16 protein-coding genes are annotated in these 18728 nt (G+C 68.8%); 12 read left to right on the forward strand and 4 right to left on the reverse strand.

Annotation, left to right across the window (positions count from 1 at the left end; all coding sequences use genetic code 11):
* Positions 1–151: 151 nt before the first annotated feature.
* Positions 152–721 carry a TetR/AcrR family transcriptional regulator gene (locus tag OG947_RS04005; RefSeq protein ID WP_037183905.1) on the reverse strand — a complete coding sequence of 190 codons (570 nt, stop codon included), beginning with the start codon at positions 719–721 and terminating at the stop codon, positions 152–154.
* A complete protein-coding gene (locus OG947_RS04010) occupies positions 700–2076 on the reverse strand; it encodes an ABC1 kinase family protein (RefSeq protein WP_027503994.1) in 1377 nt (458 codons plus the stop codon). The genes OG947_RS04005 and OG947_RS04010 overlap by 22 nt, the downstream gene beginning before the upstream one ends.
* A gap of 200 nt (positions 2077–2276) precedes the next feature.
* On the opposite strand from OG947_RS04010, the gene car reads away from it, so the two are divergent.
* Entirely contained in the window at positions 2277–5828 is a 3552-nt protein-coding gene (gene car / locus OG947_RS04015) for a carboxylic acid reductase (protein WP_328813160.1), read from the forward strand.
* Positions 5829–5835: 7 nt separating this feature from the next.
* Here the strand turns inward: car and OG947_RS04020 are convergent, their stop codons facing one another.
* Entirely contained in the window at positions 5836–7191 is a 1356-nt protein-coding gene (locus tag OG947_RS04020) for an NADH:flavin oxidoreductase/NADH oxidase family protein (protein WP_328813161.1), read from the reverse strand.
* 126 nt (positions 7192–7317) lie between these two features.
* Here OG947_RS04020 and OG947_RS04025 point away from each other — a divergent pair, with 126 nt between their 5' ends.
* The 5 genes from OG947_RS04025 to OG947_RS04045 all read left to right on the forward strand — a co-directional run bounded on the left by OG947_RS04025 (position 7318) and on the right by OG947_RS04045 (position 11882).
* A complete protein-coding gene (locus tag OG947_RS04025) occupies positions 7318–8802 on the forward strand; it encodes a flavin-containing monooxygenase (protein ID WP_328813162.1) in 1485 nt (494 codons plus the stop codon).
* Positions 8799–9677: an SDR family NAD(P)-dependent oxidoreductase gene (locus OG947_RS04030; protein WP_328813163.1), complete on the forward strand. Its 879-nt coding sequence runs from the start codon at positions 8799–8801 to the stop codon at positions 9675–9677. Before OG947_RS04025 ends, OG947_RS04030 begins: the two co-directional genes overlap by 4 nt.
* A gap of 81 nt (positions 9678–9758) precedes the next feature.
* Positions 9759–10910, forward strand: coding sequence for a GGDEF domain-containing protein (locus tag OG947_RS04035; RefSeq protein ID WP_222638245.1), 1152 nt, complete (start codon positions 9759–9761; stop codon positions 10908–10910).
* 8 nt (positions 10911–10918) lie between these two features.
* The gene (locus OG947_RS04040; protein ID WP_328813164.1) at positions 10919–11557 is read left to right on the forward strand and encodes a TetR/AcrR family transcriptional regulator; all 639 of its coding nucleotides are present in this window, start codon (positions 10919–10921) and stop codon (positions 11555–11557) included.
* Between the two features lie 106 nt (positions 11558–11663).
* Positions 11664–11882 (forward strand): hypothetical protein, encoded by a 219-nt coding sequence (locus OG947_RS04045; RefSeq protein ID WP_027503999.1) that lies wholly within the window; start codon positions 11664–11666, stop codon positions 11880–11882.
* A 1-nt stretch (position 11883) separates the two neighbouring features.
* On the opposite strand, the gene OG947_RS04050 is transcribed toward OG947_RS04045, so the two are convergent.
* Positions 11884–12525 (reverse strand): TetR/AcrR family transcriptional regulator, encoded by a 642-nt coding sequence (locus OG947_RS04050; RefSeq protein ID WP_328813165.1) that lies wholly within the window; start codon positions 12523–12525, stop codon positions 11884–11886.
* A gap of 253 nt (positions 12526–12778) precedes the next feature.
* Between OG947_RS04050 and OG947_RS04055 the strand changes: the two genes are divergently transcribed.
* From OG947_RS04055 to OG947_RS04080, 6 genes are all read left to right on the forward strand, one after another.
* Positions 12779–13450, forward strand: coding sequence for an HAD-IA family hydrolase (locus tag OG947_RS04055; RefSeq protein WP_027504000.1), 672 nt, complete (start codon positions 12779–12781; stop codon positions 13448–13450).
* A gap of 103 nt (positions 13451–13553) precedes the next feature.
* Positions 13554–14795 carry a sedoheptulose 7-phosphate cyclase gene (locus OG947_RS04060; protein WP_027504001.1) on the forward strand — a complete coding sequence of 414 codons (1242 nt, stop codon included), beginning with the start codon at positions 13554–13556 and terminating at the stop codon, positions 14793–14795.
* Positions 14788–15582, forward strand: coding sequence for an O-methyltransferase (locus OG947_RS04065; protein ID WP_328813166.1), 795 nt, complete (start codon positions 14788–14790; stop codon positions 15580–15582). Before OG947_RS04060 ends, OG947_RS04065 begins: the two co-directional genes overlap by 8 nt.
* A complete protein-coding gene (locus OG947_RS04070) occupies positions 15579–16871 on the forward strand; it encodes an ATP-grasp enzyme (protein WP_307095187.1) in 1293 nt (430 codons plus the stop codon). Before OG947_RS04065 ends, OG947_RS04070 begins: the two co-directional genes overlap by 4 nt.
* Complete coding sequence (locus OG947_RS04075; protein WP_328813167.1) at positions 16864–17949, forward strand: ATP-binding protein; 1086 nt, start codon at positions 16864–16866, stop codon at positions 17947–17949. Before OG947_RS04070 ends, OG947_RS04075 begins: the two co-directional genes overlap by 8 nt.
* On the forward strand, positions 17946–18728 hold the full coding sequence (locus OG947_RS04080; RefSeq protein WP_328813168.1) for a TauD/TfdA dioxygenase family protein: 783 nt from the start codon (positions 17946–17948) through the stop codon (positions 18726–18728). Before OG947_RS04075 ends, OG947_RS04080 begins: the two co-directional genes overlap by 4 nt.

Here is an 18728-nt window from a genome sequence, read left to right on the forward strand (position 1 = left end):
AGTCCCCGATGCGCGAGATGCGGATGATGTGAGCCCCACGCCTCGTGAGCGCACTGCTGGGCAGTCCGGATCTGCTTGTCCCCCCGGAGGGTTTACACCTTTGACATACCCGTAAAGATTGTCAAGTCCGGGAGGGTCTCGGCCGGGTGGGTCACGCGCCGGGCAGGTCGAGGACCGGCACGAGGCGGCGGCGCAGATAGCCCCGGAGCGCGTCGTCGGAGCGGGTCGCCTCGCTGTCGAACTGCACCACGGACAGGAACATGCGGATGCAGAGGTCGGCGACTTCGTCGAGGTCGCCGCCGGCCTCGGCGGGCGCTCCCACCAGAGGCGTGAGGAAGGACCGGGTCAGGCTCAGCGCGTCGATCCCGAAGGCGGATCCGTCGTAGATCACCGTTCCACGGCCGGGATGCACCAGCGGCGCCAACGCCGGCGACGACCGGAACGCCGCACGCGCGGCGACCATGGCCTCGACGACGAACTCGGACACCGACTCCCGCTCGCCGACCGCGGACACGACGGACCCGATGACACGCGAACTCACGTCCTGCAACGCGTCCGACACCAGGGCGTCGCGGGTACCGAAGTGCGCGTACACCGTCGGGCGGGAGACACCGGCCTCGTCGGCCACGGAACTGATGGTCACGCCGTCGAAACCACCGAGCTCGAGGCGTCGCACCGCCGCCGCGAGGATGCGTTCCCTCACGCGGGCGGGGGCTGCCATGCGGCGATGTCCACACCCATGGCGGTGCTCGGCGGTTCGTCGTACAACCACTCGCGCGCGATCCGCCCCCAGTTCGCGGTGGCACGAAGTTGCCCGAGGATGCCGAACGTCAGGAAGTCCGCGCGACGGGAGAAGACGTGCTCGGGCGGCAACCACTGCTTGGTCATGGTGCCGAAACTGCCCGATCGCGGGTCGACGGCGAGGACGAAACACGCCCCCGCCATCTCTGGCGTCACGGTGACCGACCCGTCGTTCAGACTGAGTTCCGCTGCTGCGCAGACGTAGTCGAGACAATCGCTCGCCGTCACGGCGGCGCCGGGGTCGAGAATCCCCCGCGCGGACATGGCGATGAGCAGATCGTCTCCGCGCCCCTCGATCGCCGCTCGCAGGCACTCTCTCTCGAAACGGACGTCCGCCGGACTCATCCGCAGGTACAGACCGAAGTCGACGAAGGTGACGCGCCCGTCCCGAGCCAGCAGGACATTGCCCGGATGGGGGTCACCGCAGAACTCGCCGAGCGTGTGCAGAGACCCGATGTAGAAGCGGAACACCGTCTCACCCACCCGGTCTCGCACCTCCGCCGACATCGCACGGATCTCGTCGAACGGCACCGCGTCGACGAACTCGGTCGTCAGGACCGCCGCGCCGCACCGCTCCGGCACGGTGTCCGGGATGAAGAAGTGCGGGTGCTCCCGATACAGTGCCGCGACGCGGCGCTGCGTCCGCTCCTCCGCCGGGTAGTCGAGTTCCGCCTCGAGGTTTCGGCGCAACTCGTCGACGACGGCACGGGAGGACAGCATCGGGATCGACGCCGGCAACAGCTTGACGTAGAACGACAGATTCTTCAGGTCGGCCCGCACCGCGTCGTCGATACCGGGGTACTTCACCTTGACGGCCACCTCCCGGCCGTCGTGCAAGCGGGCACGATGCACCTGACCGATCGACGCGGCGGCGAACGGGCTCTCGTCGAACTCGGCGTAGAGCGACTCGATCGACTCGCCCAGATCCGCCTCGATCACAGTGCGCACGTCGTCGAACGAGACGGTGGGCGCGCGGCTCTGCAACTCGGCGAGCTTGCGGTGGAACTCGTCGCGGTGCTCGTCGGGGACGAACGACAGGTCCAGCATCGACAGCATCTGGCCCAGCTTCATCGCCGCTCCGCGGAGACCGCCCAGGACGGTCACCAGCCGCTCGGCCGAGCGGACCGCCTCCTTCGCCGTGAGGGCGGCACGCAGTTCCTCGGTGCGACCCGCCATGCGTACTCGCATGGTGGCGTTGCGCGCCGTGCGACCCGCGACGAGGCGACCCACCTCGGCGCCCCGGGCCACCCTGGACGTCGGCATCTTCTCCGGCACTTCCCCAGTATCCCGCACCGCGCCTGCGCTCGATCGATCGCGGCACCGCGGACCCGGAAGTTTCTGGCGCACCGGACATCTCGGGCACGCTATGTCGCACATCACGTTTCCGGAGGTCCGCGAGGGCTTACTCTTACTTCGAGTAACGATATAACGCGCGACGGGGACCGCGCGACGTCGATCAGAGGGGGAAACACAGCATGACCAGCACCATCACATCAGGAGACACACGGACCGACGCTGTCGCCGCCCGCGCGGCACACCTGTTCGACACCGACGCCGAGGTGCGCGCCGCGGCCGCCGATCCCGCGGTGTCGGCACAGGTGGCGGACCTGACGCCCGATCTGCACGCCATGGTCGAGGTGGTCATGGACCGCTACGCAGACCGGCCCGCGCTGGGTCGCCGGGCGTACGACGTCGAGCCCGCGGACGACGGTCGCCGGGTGCGTCGGCTCCAGCAGCGCATGGACACCATCACCTATGGATCGCTGTGGTCCGATGCCCTCGATCTCGCGACCGCACTCGGCGACGTCGCCACTCCGGACACCTTCGTCGCGACCCTGGGATTCGCCGGTGCCGACTACGTCGTCGCCGAACTGGCGACGGTCCGGACCGGTGCCGTTGCCGTTCCCCTCCAGTCCGGCGCCGCTCCCGGACGCCTCGCCGACATCGCCGCCGAGGTCGAGCCTGTCGCACTCGTCGTCGACAACGAACAGTTGTCCACCGCCACGGCTGTGGCCGCCGCGTGCCCGAGCATCCGCCGCATCGTCGTCCTCGACCACGACGACCGTGTGAACGACGACGAGGACCGTCTCGCCGAGGCTCGACGATCCGCACCGGGCACGGTGCTCGCGATCGAGACACTGCGGGAGGCGATCGCACGCGGTCGCACTCTCCCCCGGCTCGCCGGCCCCGAGGCCGTCGATCCCGACCGGATCGCCACGTTGATCTACACCTCCGGCAGTACCGGGACCCCGAAGGGCGCCATCCACACCCAGCGCATCGTCTCGCGCCTGTGGTCGACGTCCCACTGGTACGACCAGAGCGCGGAGTCCGACGAGGCCGGGCGACCCGGTGCGATCACGCTGGACTACCTGCCCATGAGCCATCTCGCCGGGCGCGCGGTGGTGTTCACGACCCTGGCAGCCGGCGGCATCGTGTACTTCGCGAGTTCGAGCGATCTGTCCACGCTTCTCGACGACTACGCACTCGCCCGGCCGACCGTGGCCATGCTGGTTCCCCGCGTGTGCGATCTACTGCGTCAGACAGCCCTCGGACGCATCGAGACCCGGGCGCACCGCACCGGCGAGAGCGCGGACGCCGTCCGCGCCGAGGTCCTCGAGGACATGCGATCCACCACTCTCGGTGGCCGCATCCTCTCCGCAGTGGTGGGTACCGCGCCGACCTCCCCCGAGGTCATCGACTTCGTCTCCGAACTCCTGGACACGACGGTGCAGAACAATTACGGCTCCACCGAGGCCGGCATGGTGTTGTTCGACGGCGTCGTCCAGCGGCCGCCGGTGCTCGAGTACCGCCTCGACGACGTTCCGGAGCTCGGGTACGCGGTGACCGACCGCCCCTACCCGCGCGGTGAGCTTCTCCTCAAGACCGATTCCCTCGTGCCCGGCTACTACAAGCGGCCGGACGTGACGGCCGAGATGTTCAGTGCGGACGGCTTCTACCGCACCGGGGACGTGGTCGCGGAGACGGAGCCGGACCATCTCGTGTACGTCGATCGCCGCAAGAACGTGCTGAAACTGGCGCAGGGCGAGTTCGTCGCCCTCTCGCGCCTGGAGTCGATCTACGCGTCCGCCGACGCCGTCGACCAGATCCATCTGCACGGCAGCGGCGAGCGGTCCTACCTCCTCGCCGTGGTCGTGCCCGCCGACGGAGCCGACACCGCCACCGTGCTCGACTCCCTGCAGGCCCTCGCGCGCGAGGAGCAGCTCGAGTCCTACGAGGTTCCGCGCGACATCGTCCTGGCCGCGGAGCCCTTCACGCAGGAGAACGGTCTGCTCTCGGGAGCGAACAAGCAGCTGCGTCCCGCTCTGACGGCGCGCTACGGCGAGGCGCTCGAGGACAGGTACCGCGAGATCGACGAGGGCCAGACGGCGAAGATGAGCGAACTACGCCGCCGCGGCGCCGACGCACCCGTCCTGGAGACCGTCGGCGAGGCCGCCGCGGCGTTGCTGGGATGCGCCGGCACGGAGGTCTCACCCGATGCGCACTTCACCGACCTCGGCGGTGACTCGTTGTCCGCGTTGACGTTCGCCACCCTGCTGCAGGACATCTTCGAGGTGGACGTCCCCGTCACGGTCGTCATCGCGCCGTCGTCCGACCTCGCGGCGATCGCGACCCACATCGAGCGGCGACGCGGCGACGCGGATGCCACGGGAGCCGCGACCTTCGCCTCGGTGCACGGAGCGCACGCGACGCAGGCCCGTGCCGATCAGCTGACGCTGAGCGCCGTCCTCGGCGACGAGTTCCTCTCGTCCGCGGCTGACGTGGGACCGGTGCGCACCGACACCCGGACCGTGTTGCTCACGGGCGCCAACGGATACCTCGGGCGCTTCCTGTGCCTGGAGTGGCTCGAACGCCAGGCCGCGGTCGGCGGCACCGTCGTGTGCCTCGTGCGCGGACGCACCGCGGCGGACGCTCGTGCCCGTCTCGACACCGCGTTCGACACCGGCGACCCGGCCCTGTGGTCGCGGTGGACGACGCTGGCCGACACCGCGCTCGAGGTCGTCGTCGGCGACGTGGGCGAGGCGAACCTGGGCGTGAGCGACGAGGAGTACGCGTCGCTGGCCGAGCGGGTCGACCGCATCGTGCATCCCGCGGCGCTCGTCAATCACGCGCTGCCGTACGAGCAGTTGTTCGGCCCCAACGTGATCGGCACCGCCGAGATCGCCCGGCTCGCCCTGACGCATCACCTCAAGCCGGTGACCTACCTGTCCACCGTGGCCGTCGCGGCGGAAGTCGAGGCCTTCTCCGAGGACGGCGACATCCGCGAGATCAGTCCGGTCCGCGCCCTCGACGAGTCGTACGCCAACGGATACGGCACCTCCAAGTGGGCGGGTGAAGTGGTGCTGCGCAACGCCTCCGACGCCTTCGGACTCCCCGTGACCGTCTTCCGTTCGGACATGATCCTGGCGCACCCCCGGTGGACCGGTCAGCTCAACGTCCCGGACATCTTCACCCGCACGGTGCTGTCGCTGATCGCCACCGGAATCGCCCCGGAGACGTTCTACCGGCAGGACACGGGCGCACCCGTCGACGATGCAGGGCGGCCGCGCGCACACTACGACGGACTCCCCGCCGATTTCACCGCAGCGGCGATCACCGAGCTCGGTGGCAGCGCGACGTCGGGACACCGGACTTTCGACGTGCTCAATCCGCACGACGACGGCATCTCTCTCGACACCGTCGTCGACTGGATCATCCAGTCCGGCAGAACGATTCGGCGCATCGCCGACTACGACACGTGGTTCGCCGAGTTCTCCGACGCGCTCGAGTCCCTGCCGTCGGCGCAGCGGTCCGCCTCGGTGCTACCGCTGCGGCACGCCTACGCGCGGCCGGACCTGCCGACCGCCGGGTCACCCCTGCCGGCCGAGGTGTTCCGTGCCGCGGTCCGCGACACGTCGACACCGGGGTCGGCACTGGCGGACATCGACGACATCCCGCACCTGTCGCGCGATCTCGTCGCGAAGTACGTGCGTGATCTCGAGGCGCTGGGGTTGATCCCGACGCTCTGACAGCCGATCAGCGTCCGGTGCGTGACCGAACGAGCCGGACGGCGGGATCGAGGATCCGATGGCGTGCGAGCGCGAACACCGTCCCCACGGGGGAGCTCGCACCGCCACCGGATCCTCGCCGCGCCGCGGTGAAAGCGTCGATCCCGTTGCGCTGCAACGACGACAGCATCGTCTTCGCCACGGGCCGAGCCGGATCCGGATCCTTGCCGGCTCCCATCAGATGCAACTGATCGGTGTGCCACTGCAGATCGAGCAGTCCCCCCAGCGACCGGACCGAGCGGTGGGTCGCGAAGCGGGCCGGCACCGGAACGGAGATGGACGGGCTGGGCAGTACGCTGACGGTGCCGTCGAGAACGTCCCGTGCCGCTCCGGGCAGGACGGCGGTCGGGCGGCCGAGTCCCACCATCTGACACGCACCGGACCGCACCGCGTCCGACATTCCGTCGCGCGTGCGGAACCCACCGGTCACGGCGAGCGGGATGTGGGGAGCGAGGTCGCGCACCGTGACGGCGTAGTCGAGGAAGTACGCCTCGCGCGACGCCGTACTGGCCGACACCGCGGTGCCCATCATCGCGGGCGACTCGTAGCTGCCGCCGCTGATCTCGAGGAGATCGACCGGCAGATCACCGATCATCGAGACCACCTCACGGGACTCGTCCTCGCTGAAACCGCCGCGCTGGAAGTCGGCCGAGTTGAGTTTGATGCCGACGGCGAAGCCCGGGGAGACGGCGGCCCGTACTCGTCGCACCACCTCGAGCAGGAAACGCGCGCGGCCCTCGATGTCGCCGCCCCACTCGTCGGTCCGCAGGTTCGTCAGGGGCGAGAGGAACTGGCTGACGAGATAACCGTGGGCGGCGTGGATCTGCACTCCGTCGAACCCCGCCTCCTCGGCCACCGCGGCCGTCGTCGCGAACCGCGACAGGATGTCCTCGATCTCCGCGCCGCTGGCCGCGCGGGGCGCCGGGATCCCGGGGATGTCCAGGCCCACCGCGGACGGCGCCAGGGTGCCGCCGACCGTCGTCACCGGGTTGCCCTGACGGCCGGGGTGGTTGATCTGCATCCAGATCGGACTGCCACCGTCCTGCGCCGTCTTCGCCCAGCGGGAGAGGGCGTCCAGGTCGCGTCCGTCCGCGACCGCGACGTTGCCGGGCTCGCCCAGATGCCGGTGGTCGACCATGACGTTCCCGGTGACGAGGAGCCCGTAGCCACCATCGCCCCAGCGGCGGTAGAGACGCGACAGTCTCTCGTCCGGGGCGTTGTCACGGGTACCCAGCGCTTCGCTGAGCGCGGACTTCATGATCCGGTTCGGCAGGACCTGTCCGTTGGGCAACGTCAGCGGTGCGGACAGCGACACGTCAGGCATGGAACCCCTCGTCGGGTGAATGGGTGGGTGGATCCGTTCCCCGGAGTACACCAGATGTGGTGTGATGATAGCTGTCATCACTTGCCGCGGTGTCCGTGAACGGGCGCCCCACCACTCGGGAGCGCGATGCGCAGCGTCACGGTCGTCATCATCGGCAGCGGGTTCGGTGGGCAGTGCGCCGCCATCGAACTGCTGCGTCGCGGCATCGACGACATCGTCGTCCTGGAACGACGCGAGTTCGCCGGCGGAACCTGGCGGCAGAACTCCTACCCCGGAGCGGCCGTCGACGTGCAGAGCCCGCTCTACTCGATCGCGTCCGAGCCGTACGACTGGTCGCAGATGTTCGCGGTGCAGAGCGAGCTCGAGGACTACACCCGCCACGTCGTGGACAAGCACGGTCTCGACGATCTCACCGTGCTCGGCGCCGAGGTGCAGCGCATCGAGTGGGTCGACGACTCCTGGCACGTCACGACCACAGCGGGTGACTATCGTGCGCAGTTCGTGGTCAACGCGACCGGGCCGCTCAGCACCCCTGTCGTTCCGCCCTTCCCGGGTCGCGAGAGTTTCGCGGGCGCCCAGTTCCACACCAACGCGTGGGACCACGACGTCCCCCTCGCCGGCGCGCGTGTCGCCATCGTCGGCAGTGGTGCGAGCGCGGCGCAGATCATCCCGGCCGTTCAGCCCGAGGTGGGCGAGCTCCACGTCTTCCAGCGGTCCCCGCACTGGGTGATGCCCCGACCCGATCGGAAGTTTCGACCCTGGGAACGCCGTGCCCTGCGGGTGGGCTTCGTGCGTCGAGCACTGCGCGCGGCCATCTACTGGAAGCTCGAGGCCCGGATCATCGGCTTCAAGTACTCGAAGGTCGGCCTCTGGCTGTTCGCCGAGCGTCACGCACGGAACCTGCTCCGCGACCAGGTGGCGGACCCCGATCTCCGGGCCAGGCTGACACCGGACTACACGATCGGGTGCAAGCGGATCATCCTGTCCAACACGCTGTATCCCGCCATCAGCTCGGCGAACACGACGCTCCACGACCGTGACGACGGCATCGCCGAAGTCACCCCCACCGGCATCACCACCGCGACGGGGCGCGAGATCCCCCTCGACGTGATCGTGTGGTCCACCGGATACGACGCCACCGACGGCGTCATCTCCTACCCGGTCATCGGCCGGAACGGCACCGCGCTCCGCGACGTGTGGTCCGACTACCCGAGGGCCTATCTGGGCACGACCGTCCCCGACTTCCCGAACCTGTTCATCGTCACCGGACCGAACACCGGGATCGGCCACACGAGCGCCATCTTCGTCATCGAGGCCCAGATGCGGTACATCATGTCGGCCATCGAGCACGCTCGGCGGACGTCGTCGCGCACGGTGGAGGTCACCCGCGCCGCCGAGGAGCGCTACACCGCGATGATCCACGACGAGATGACACGCACGGTGTGGCAGAACGGTGGCTGCACGAGCTGGTACAAGTCCGCGTCCGGACGCGTGATCGCCATGTTCCCCGGCTTCAGCTTCACCTACCGCAGACTGGCCGGCTCGTTCCGGGACGACGACCACGTCCTGCGGCCCGCGTCGACCGACACCGAGGCAGTGGCAGCGTCATGACCTCCGGCACCACGGGCATGTTCCGGAGATCCCCGCGGCTCCGCCTCGACGGGCGCGTGGCCGTCGTGACGGGGGCCGGCGGCGGCATCGGATCCGCCGTCGCACGCGAACTCGTCTCCCGCGGCGCCGCGGTCGCGCTGCTCGACGTCGCTCCGTCCGTCGACGACGTCGCTCGTGCCCTGGGCGACCGGGCGATCGCCCTCCGCGTGGACGTGACGTCTCCCGACGAACTCAGTGCGGCCGTCGCCACCGTCCACGACCGGTTCGGCGGGATCGACGTGGTGCACGCCAACGCGGGCATCTCGAGCGGCGACACCGCGTACACCGTGGCGACCGTTCCCGACGGGGTCTTCGAGCGTGTCGTCTCGGTCAACCTGAACGGCGTGTGGAACACGATCCGGGCGACACTGCCGGACATCGTCGCCGCCCGCGGCCACGTGCTGATCACGTCGTCGACCTACGCCTATCTCAACGGCCTGGCGAACGCTCCGTACGCCGCGACCAAGGCCGCGGTGGAGCAGATCGGTCGCGCCCTGCGTGCCGAGCTCGCTCACACGGGCGCGACCACGGGAGTCCTGTACCCGGGGTGGGTCGCGACCCCCATCGCGGACGTGGCCTTCGGCGCCGACGACATCGCGACCGCTCTGGTGGCGCGAGCCTTCCCCGCACCCCTTCTCACGCCCATCTCCCCCGAGGCTCTCGCGGCGGGAGCGGTGAACGGTATCGAGCGACGAGCAGCACGGATCCAGCTTCCGGGACGGTGGCGGGCCTATTCGGCGATGCGCGGGATAGCGAACCCGCTGTCCGATCTCGTGCTGGAGAAGGACCGGACGATCCGGACGCTCGTCGCGCGGCTCGAACGTCGAGAGCACTGATTCGGCTATTTCCCCGTTTGTGACCCCCACACTGGTCATCAGCACCACCAGTGTCCGTTGTCACGGGTATCGTTCCGACGCATGACGCTCGCCGCGCTGCTCCGGGAATGCTGGACCGCCCAGCGTGACACGCAGCAGTTGCGGCTGTTCGTGGAGTCGCGCGGTCTCGCGCGATGGATGCGCGGTCTGATCTCCTGCCTCACCCTCGTCGTCACGGCCATCGCGATCCTGTCGCTCGGATCGCCGTCCGGGGCGCAGGGTCTCGTCGACCGCGCGGTCGTCGTCGTGACCATCGTGGGCGGAATCGGCTGGGCCGTGCGCTGGAACGTCGCGCACTGGCCGTCCTTCCGCGAGTCCGTCGTCTTCTTCGCCTACGCCGACATCGCCATCGCCGTGGTCTGCTTCCTCGACTCGAGTTCGCTCGCGGGTCTGAGCGGCGCCGGACTCCTGGTGCTCCTCGGGACCTACGCAACCTTCCTGCTGGGGCCACGAGTGTTACTCGTGCACGTCCTGTGGTGCGCGTTCTCCATCACGGTCCTCGCCGTGAAGGTCGCGCTCGATCCCGAGTACGACCTCACCATCGCCGTCGCGAAGGCGATCATGCTGACCGTCGTCGGCGTGGTGGTCCCCCTCGTGATCGAGCTGGGTGTCCATCTCATCCGCGTCGACGCGGACAAGTCGTTGACCGATCCGCTCACAGGCCTCAGCAACCGCCGGGGGCTCGAGTCCCGACTGATGCTCCTCGCCGACGACATGCGTTCCACGACCACCCGCGCCGCCGCTGCCCACCCGGTGGCTGCCGTGATCGTGCTCGACCTCGACAAGTTCAAGGCGATCAACGACGAACTCGGGCACAACGTCGGCGACGAGGTGCTGGTGCGCGTCGGACACAGCCTGGTGCGCGCAGCGGGACCCACCGCCGTGGTCACACGCCACGGCGGCGAGGAGTTCCTCGTCTTCGATCTGTACGACGACGCGCTCGCGGCGTTGCGGGCCGCCCGCGCCGTCCGCGACGCGGTGGCGGAGAGGATCCCGGGGCCGGCGGTCACCGCCAGTGTCGGGCTCGCGATGGCGAGCACGACCGCCCTGCTGCACGATCGCCGGCGCCTGTCGGCCACTCTCACCGAACTCGTCGATCGGGGCGACACCGCGATGTACCGGGCGAAGCGATCGGGTGGGCACTGCGTCGCCGTGGACGGGGGAACGGCGCGCGGTCTCGCGTCGACCGGTTGAATGGTGGCGTGACCGATCCATCGCCCGCACGTACCTACGGCGGGGAGAGCGCCGAGGAGCGCACGGCTCGTCGCCGGCGCCAACTGCTCGACGCGGGGCGCGCGTCCTTCGGATCGGTGGGTTTCCGAGCGTCGACGGTGCGCGGCATCTGTCGTGACGCGCATGTCGCCGATCGCTACTTCTACGAGCTGTTCCCCACTCTCGAGGACCTCCTGGTCGAGGTGTACCGCGAGTGCATCGCCACACTGACCCGATCCACCACGGCGGCGGTCGACGACCTGCCCGCCGGGACGGACCCGCTGACGCTCTCGCGTCACGGCCTCGACGGCTTCTTCCGCGCCGTGGAGGACCGTGAGCTCGCACGGATCGTGTGGCTCGAGGTGCTGGGGGTGAGCCCGCGGGTGGACCGCACGTATCTCGACACGATGCACGGATTCGGTGAGCTGATGGTGGGGCTCCTCGGCCGCCACACGCCGAACATTGCCGTCGGTAGTTCCCTCGACAGGTTGGCCACCGCCGCTGTCGGCGGCATCAGCCACACCGCCATGACCTGGCTCATGGACGGATACCGAGCGGACAGAACCGATCTCGTTCACGGGACCGCCCGGTTCCTCGCCGCGGTGGTCGGTGCGGCAGAGCCCGAGTAATTCGGTCGACGCGGTCCCCTCTCGGGTGTTTCAGTGGTGCGAACCGACCACCGGGAAGGCCGGAGGCCGGCCGACATCGAACCGACCACGACTCGAGGACGCACGCATGTATCCCACCGATCCCGACGTGTTCCTGCTCGTCCGACGGCAGGAACACGCGACCTTCACCCGCGACGCCGAGCACCGGCGCGTGGCTCGCGCCCGCGCACGCCTCGCCCACGACGAACTCCGCGTCCAGCGCGCATGGGAGGAACTGACGGCGGCACTGGCCGAGTCCGCGCAGTCGCGGCAGTCCCTGGCCGACCTGGTGCACAGCAGCCGCTGAGTCAGCGTTCGTTGCCCCGAAGTTCGTTGCCCCTAAGTTCGTTGCCCCTAAGTTCGATGCCCCGAAGGAGGATGTCGACGGCGGCCTCGATGGTGGCGTCGTCGGGCAGCGTCCCGTACATCAGCGTCGGGCAGACCACGGAGCCGGACAGCATGGACACCGCCGCCTCGAGCTCCGGGCCCTGGATCACCGCACCGAGCATCTGCCGAGTGTGCTTCTCGCCGTCGTCGACGATGCGGCGGCGCACCCGGCCGATCTCGGCGACGGTGGCCCCCCACTGCGCCATGGCCATGAGCACGCGATCGAGGCGCTGCGTGGCGATGGCGTCGCGGAGCATCCGCAGCTCACCGATCAGGTCCGTGCGGACGTCGCCGACCAGGTCGTGATGCGGCATGTCGCCGATCGCCTCGAGAGCCATGGTGAGCAGGTCGGAACGGGACGGCCAGTGCGTGTACAGCGTGGTCTTGGAGTAACCGGCCACCCGTGCGACGTGCGCGTGGGTCACCGCCTCCCACCCCTCGCCTGTCAGCACCTCGAGCGCGGCGCGCGAGACGTCCGCGCGTGTGCGAGCGACGCGGGCGTCCTCTGCCACGGCGTCGGGCTCTGTTCCGATTCCGTTCTCGTCCGACGGGGTATCACTCATCGCGTCACTCACCTCCTCGGTCGCTGTGCTTCGAAATTCGGGCTTCGAAATTCTGGCATCGAAGTTCGAGGGTTGAAGTTACGCGAATGTCGGGTACAGACCTATTGAACTAAATGTTCATTACTGTACTGTTGGACCAGCTTCGTGCACGGCATTTCGACCGCGAACTCCCCCACCATCATTCGCGACGGGTCATCCGTCGCCTCGGGCCTCGGCGCAGCACAGCGTCGGGCCGGTCCACGGAAGGACACCGATGTCTGCCATCCTCTTCGGCTCCATCAGCACTCTCGCCGACACGTCCGAGCTCCAGCGACGCGCCTTCAACGAGGCGTTCTCCTCGCACGGGCTCGACTGGAACTGGTCACGCGACGACTACCGGTCCATGCTCGGTTCCAACGGCGGCGCGAACCGGATCGAGGACTTCGCGGCGTCCGAGGGCGTCGAGGTCGACGCCTCCGCGGTGCACGCGACCAAGTCGGAGATCTTCCGGTCCCTCCTCTCCTCGGCCGGTGTGAGCCCGCGACCCGGCGTCGTGGACACCATCGCCGCGGCGAAGAAGTCGGGCGCCAAGCTCGGCTTCGTCACGACCACGTCGAAGGAGAACGTCGACGCCGTGCTCGAGGCGCTGTCCCCCGAGGTCACTCGCGACTCCTTCGACGTCCTCGTCGACGCGGACGACGTCGAGCAGGGCAAGCCCGACCCCGCGTCCTACGCCTTCGCCCTCGACAAGCTGGGCGAACAGCCCTCCGCTTGCGTCGCGATCGAGGACAACGCCGGTGGTGTGGCCGCCGCAGCCGCAGCCGACATCACCTGCGTCGCGTTCCCGAACGAGAACACGGCCGGCAGCGACTTCTCCTCGGCATCGGAGACGGTCGAATCCCTCGACCCCGCTCGCATCGAATCTCTGGTGACGGCTCGACAGTGACCTTCACCGGTCGACTCCACACCCTGTCGAGTCACATCCACGCCAACCCCGGTTCACCCGTCGAGCGCGATGCTCGCGAACCGTTTTCCTCGGGAGAGAAGTAGTGAGCAACCTCCAGGCACGTGTCACCGCAGACGATCGCACCTTCCACGTCGAGGGATACGAGAAGATCGAGTACGACCTCGTGTACGTCGACGGCGTCTTCGACACCGCGAACACAGAGCTCGCGGACAGCTACCGGCCGTACGGCCGCTGCCTGATGGTGGTGGACGACAGCGTCCTCGCGCTGTACGGCGACGCGATCCACACCTATTTCCGCCATCACGACATCGCGCTGACCATCGTCCCGGTGCAGATCCGCGAGACGGCGAAGTCGATCGAGACCTTCGAGCGGATCGTGGGCGAGTTCGATCGCTTCGGCCTGGTGCGTACCGAGCCCGTCCTGGTCGTCGGCGGCGGACTCACGACGGACGTCGCCGGCTTCGCGTGCGCCAGCTACCGCCGGAACACGCCGTACATCCGCATCCCGACGACGCTGATCGGTCTCATCGACGCCAGCGTCAGCATCAAGGTCGCCGTCAACTACGGCAAGCACAAGAACCGTCTGGGCGCGTACCACGCCTCGCAGAAGGTGTTGCTGGACTTCAGTTTCCTGGGCACCCTGCCGGAGGACCAGGTCCGCAACGGCATGGCGGAACTCATCAAGATCTCCGTCGTGGGCAATCTCGAGATCTTCGAGATGCTCGAGAAGCACGGCCCGGAGCTGCTCGCGACGCGTTTCGGTCACCTCGACGGCACCGCGGAACTGCGCGAGATCGCCGACCGCCTCACCTACAAGGCCATCGCGACCATGCTGGACCTGGAAGCGCCCAACCTCCACGAGATCGACCTCGATCGCGTGATCGCTTTCGGCCACACCTGGAGTCCGACGCTCGAGCTCACCCCGCCCGCGCCGTTCTTCCACGGACACGCCATCAACATCGACATGGCGCTGTCCACCACCCTCGCGGAGCAGCGCGGCCACATCACGGCCGACGACCGCGACCGCGTGCTCGGCGTCATGAGCGGGATCGGGCTCGCGCTCGACAGCTCGTACCTGACGGCCGACCTGCTCGCCGAGGCCACGTCGTCCATCCTCAAGACCCGAGACGGGATTCTCCGCGCGGCGGTGCCGGCGCCCATCGGGTCCTGCGAATTCCTGAACGACGTGACCGTCGACGAGCTGTCGGACACGCTCACCCTGCACAAGAAGATCTGCCTCGAGCACGACCGCGACGGCGACGGCGTGGACATGTTCACCGCGCCGCAACCGGAGGTCGCGGTCGGTTCGTCCCACGATGAGTGATGCACGGCCGGTCACACCGACCACCATCGCCGCGGCCGAGCTGACGGAGCTGTGCCGGGACCTCGACGACCTCGGGGTCCCGGCAGCCGTTCTCGGCCGCGCTCGGCGTGCGCGTGACGTGATCGCGGGCCTCGACGCGTACCTGGACGAGTGCACCACCCCGGAATCACCCGCTCTCGCGGATCTGGCCGCACGCACCCGATCCGCGGAATGGTCCGGCAGCGCGCTCGAGCAGGAGATGCTGTCCGGCCACGTCGAGGGACGTTTCCTCGACTTCCTCGTGCGGATGACCCGCGCCACGTCGGTCCTCGAGATCGGCATGTTCACGGGGTACTCCGCTCTCGCCATGGCCGAGGCACTTCCACCCGGCGGAAGCATCGTCGCCTGTGAACTGGATGAACCCGTCGCGGCGTTCGCCCGACAGTGCTTCGACGCGTCGTCGGCAGGCGACGCGATCGAGATTCTCGTCGGTCCTGCGGCGGAGTCCCTCACCCGTCTCGCCGACGAGGGACGCCGGTTCGACCTGGTGTTCATCGATGCCGACAAGGCCGGGTACCTCGGATACCTGACGGCGCTTCTCGACTCCGAGCTGCTGACGCCGGACGCCGTGGTCGCCGTCGACAACACACTCCTGCAGGCCGAGCCGTACCTCGGTACGGCCATGTCGGACAACGGTTCCGCCATCGCGGAGTTCAATCGCGCCGTGGCGGCGGACTCCCGCGTCGAGCAGGTCCTGGTCCCGCTGCGGGACGGACTGACGCTCATCCGTCGATCGAGCGCGTCGTGACGAGCGTCGGCCGGTCCGTGGCGGTCCTCGCCGGCTCGCTCGTCACCGCCCCGCTCGACCTCGTGCCCGTCCTGGCGGCGCTCGCCCGACCGCGCACGGCACCCGGTTCGCCTGCCGCACAGCGTAGGACGGTCGTGATCAACGGCGGCAAGATGACCAAGGCGCTGCAACTCGCGAGATCGTTCCACGGCGCCGGCCACCGGGTGGTACTGGTCGAATCGGCCAAGTACCGGTACACCGCGCATCGGTTCTCCCGAGCGGTGGACGTGTTCCACACCGTCCCCGAGGCGTCGGAACCCGGATATGCGCGCGCGATCGCCGACATCGTGCTGAGCGAGAGAGCGGACGTGTTCGTGCCGGTGTCGAGTCCGGCGTCCAGCGTGCCGGACGCCGAGGTCGGTCGTCTGCTCGACGGGCGGTGCGACGTCGTCCACGTCGACTCGGCCACCGTGCGCATGCTCGACGACAAGGTGCAGTTCTCGAAGGTCGCGGAGTCGCTCGGTCTGCGCGTGCCGGAATCACACCTCGTCACCGACCGTCGGCAGGTCGAGGACTTCGACTTCCCCGACGGCCGTACCTACATCCTCAAGCGCATCGCGTACAACCCGGTGGGTCGTATGGACCTCACGCCGTTGACGGGACGGGACCGCGCGGCGAATGCCGCGTTCGTCTCCGGGCTCGACATCTCGGACGAGGATCCGTGGATCATGCAGGAGTTCGTCACCGGTCAGGAGTACTGCACCCACTCGACTGTCCGCAACGGGCGCGTGCAGGTGTACGGGTGCTGCGAGTCGTCGGCGTTCCAGATCAACTACGCCATGGTGGACAAGCCCGAGATCCGGTCGTGGGTGGAGCATTTCGTCGGCGAGCTCGGGCTCACGGGCCAGGTGTCCTTCGACTTCATCGAGGCGGCGGACGGCCACGCCTACGCCATCGAGTGCAATCCGCGAACGCATTCGGCCATCACCATGTTCCACGATCACCCGGACGTGGCGGCTGCGTACCTCGACGACGGGCACCCCGTCATCACGCCGCTCCCGTCCGCCCGGCCGACCTACTGGATCTACCACGAGATCTGGCGGCTGCTCACCCAGCCTGGCCGCCTCGCCCGCGCACGCACCATCGCCACCGGGAAGGACGCGGTGTTCACGCGGTGGGATCCGTTGCCCTACTTCATGCTTCACCACCTCCACATGCCGTCGCTGATCTGGGCGAACCTTCGCGCCGGTCGCTCGTGGAGCCGCATCGACTTCAACATCGGCAAACTCGTGGAGGCCGGCGGTGACTGACGACACGGCTTTCGTCCACCCGACCGCACGGGTGACCGTGCTGCACCTCGCGGGGTCCGCCGAGGACGAGTTCCATTCGGACCTGTCGCGGGTGTACGCCTCGGACGCGCTGTCCGCGCTCGCCGATCCCGCACGGTACGAGTTCCACGTCGCACTGGTCTCGCCCGACCGCACGTGGCGCTTCCCGGTCGATCTCACCGACGACGCGGTGGCGGGGGCTCCGCCTCTGTCGCTCGCGGACGCGCTGCGTCACATCGAGGCTCTGGGTGTCGACGTCGTCGTGCCGCAGATGTTCTGCCTGCCCGGCATGACGTCCTACCGGGCGCTGGTCGACGTCGTGGGTCTCGCTCTGCTGGGCAACACCGCCGACGTGATGGCACTCGCGGCGGACAAGGCGCTGACCCGAGCGGTGGTCGCTGCGGCGGGCGTTCCGGTGCCGGAGGGCCACGTCGTCGTCGTGCCCCCGGACGCACCACGGTCAGGCACGCGGTCGCCCGTCCCGTTACCGGTGGTCGTCAAGCCGGTGGACTCCGACAACTCGGTGGGGGTGTCGCTCGCGCGCACTCCTGACGAGTACACCGACGCGCTCGCGGACGCTGCGCGGTTCTCCCGCCGGGTGCTGGTGGAGCGCTACGTCGAGTTGGGACGTGAGGTGCGCTGCGGCATCGTCGTGGTGGACGGTGAACCGGTGTGCCTGCCGCTCGAGGAGTACGCCGTGGACGCGGACGATCGTCCGATCCGCACACGCGAGGACAAGTTGTCCCGCGACGAGGACGGGGCGCTGTACCTGGTGGCCAAGAACGCCACGAAGGCGTGGATCGTCCCCGAGGACGATCCGACCACCGAGCGGATCCACGCGGTGGCCCTCGAGTGCCACCGAGCGCTGGGGTGTCGGCACTACAGCCTCTTCGACTTCCGGGTGGACCCCGACGGTCGACCGTGGTTTCTCGAGGCAGGCCTGTACTGCTCCTACGCGCGGGGCAGCGTGGTCGCGGTGATGGCTGCGGCCGCGGGAATCAGTCTCGAGGACCTGTTCGCCGCAGGACTGCGCGAACTCTCGATCGAAGGAGCACGATGATGCGACACACCACCCTCGAACCCGTCGGCGCACACGTCGAGGACGTCCGGGTGGAGGACCTCGACGCGGCGGGAATCGACGAGACACGCCGCCTCGCAGCAGATCACGGCGTCGTCGTCTTCCGGGGGCAGTCGCTCGACGACGACCGTTTCACCGAGTTCCTCCGTGCGTTCGGCGACCTCGTGTTCACCGAGGGCGAGACACCGGTCTCCGGACACCCGGATCTCAACGTCATCAGCAATGTCGGCCGGACGACGACGCCGCGCTCCACCTTCCACGTGGACACGAGCTACGTGGCACACCCACCGGCGTACACCTCGCTCCGTGCGGTCACCGTGCCGTCGGAGGGAGGACAGACCGTCTTCAGCAACCAGTACCGCGCGTGGGACACACTGCCCGACGACCTTCGCGACGAGCTCGTCGACCGCACGCTCACGCACGTCGTGACCGGTCTCGATCTCGCCGACGATGCCGAGTCGTCCGCAGTGCATCCGCTCGTGACGACCCATCCGATCAGCGGACGGCGCTCGCTCTACCTGTCGACTCCCGCGCGATGCGCGTCGATCAGCGGAATGTCGCCCGACGAGACCGCCGAGACCGTCCGGTTCCTCTACGACCACTCCACCGCCGAGGACAACGTGCACCGGCACACGTGGCAGCCGGGCGACGTCGTCTTGTGGGACAACCGGTGCGTCATGCACCGGGCCGACCACAGCGGAGTGGTGGGCGACCGGGTGATGCACCGCGGGATGGCAACCGACGGTCGCGCTCGCTCCTGA

The sequence above is a fragment of the Rhodococcus sp. NBC_00297 genome (genome assembly GCF_036173065.1).
In the GTDB taxonomy this organism is placed as follows: domain Bacteria; phylum Actinomycetota; class Actinomycetes; order Mycobacteriales; family Mycobacteriaceae; genus Rhodococcoides.

Coding starts and splice junctions, on each gene's coding strand:
- OG947_RS04005 (WP_037183905.1), bottom strand. CDS start 721: ATGGCAGCCCCCGCCCGCGTGAGGGAACGCATCCTCGCGGCGGCGGTG.
- car (WP_328813160.1), top strand. CDS start 2,277: ATGACCAGCACCATCACATCAGGAGACACACGGACCGACGCTGTCGCC.
- OG947_RS04020 (WP_328813161.1), bottom strand. CDS start 7,191: ATGCCTGACGTGTCGCTGTCCGCACCGCTGACGTTGCCCAACGGACAG.
- OG947_RS04025 (WP_328813162.1), top strand. CDS start 7,318: ATGCGCAGCGTCACGGTCGTCATCATCGGCAGCGGGTTCGGTGGGCAG.
- OG947_RS04030 (WP_328813163.1), top strand. CDS start 8,799: ATGACCTCCGGCACCACGGGCATGTTCCGGAGATCCCCGCGGCTCCGC.
- OG947_RS04035 (WP_222638245.1), top strand. CDS start 9,759: ATGACGCTCGCCGCGCTGCTCCGGGAATGCTGGACCGCCCAGCGTGAC.
- OG947_RS04045 (WP_027503999.1), top strand. CDS start 11,664: ATGTATCCCACCGATCCCGACGTGTTCCTGCTCGTCCGACGGCAGGAA.
- OG947_RS04050 (WP_328813165.1), bottom strand. CDS start 12,525: ATGAGTGATACCCCGTCGGACGAGAACGGAATCGGAACAGAGCCCGAC.
- OG947_RS04055 (WP_027504000.1), top strand. CDS start 12,779: ATGTCTGCCATCCTCTTCGGCTCCATCAGCACTCTCGCCGACACGTCC.
- OG947_RS04065 (WP_328813166.1), top strand. CDS start 14,788: ATGAGTGATGCACGGCCGGTCACACCGACCACCATCGCCGCGGCCGAG.
- OG947_RS04080 (WP_328813168.1), top strand. CDS start 17,946: ATGATGCGACACACCACCCTCGAACCCGTCGGCGCACACGTCGAGGAC.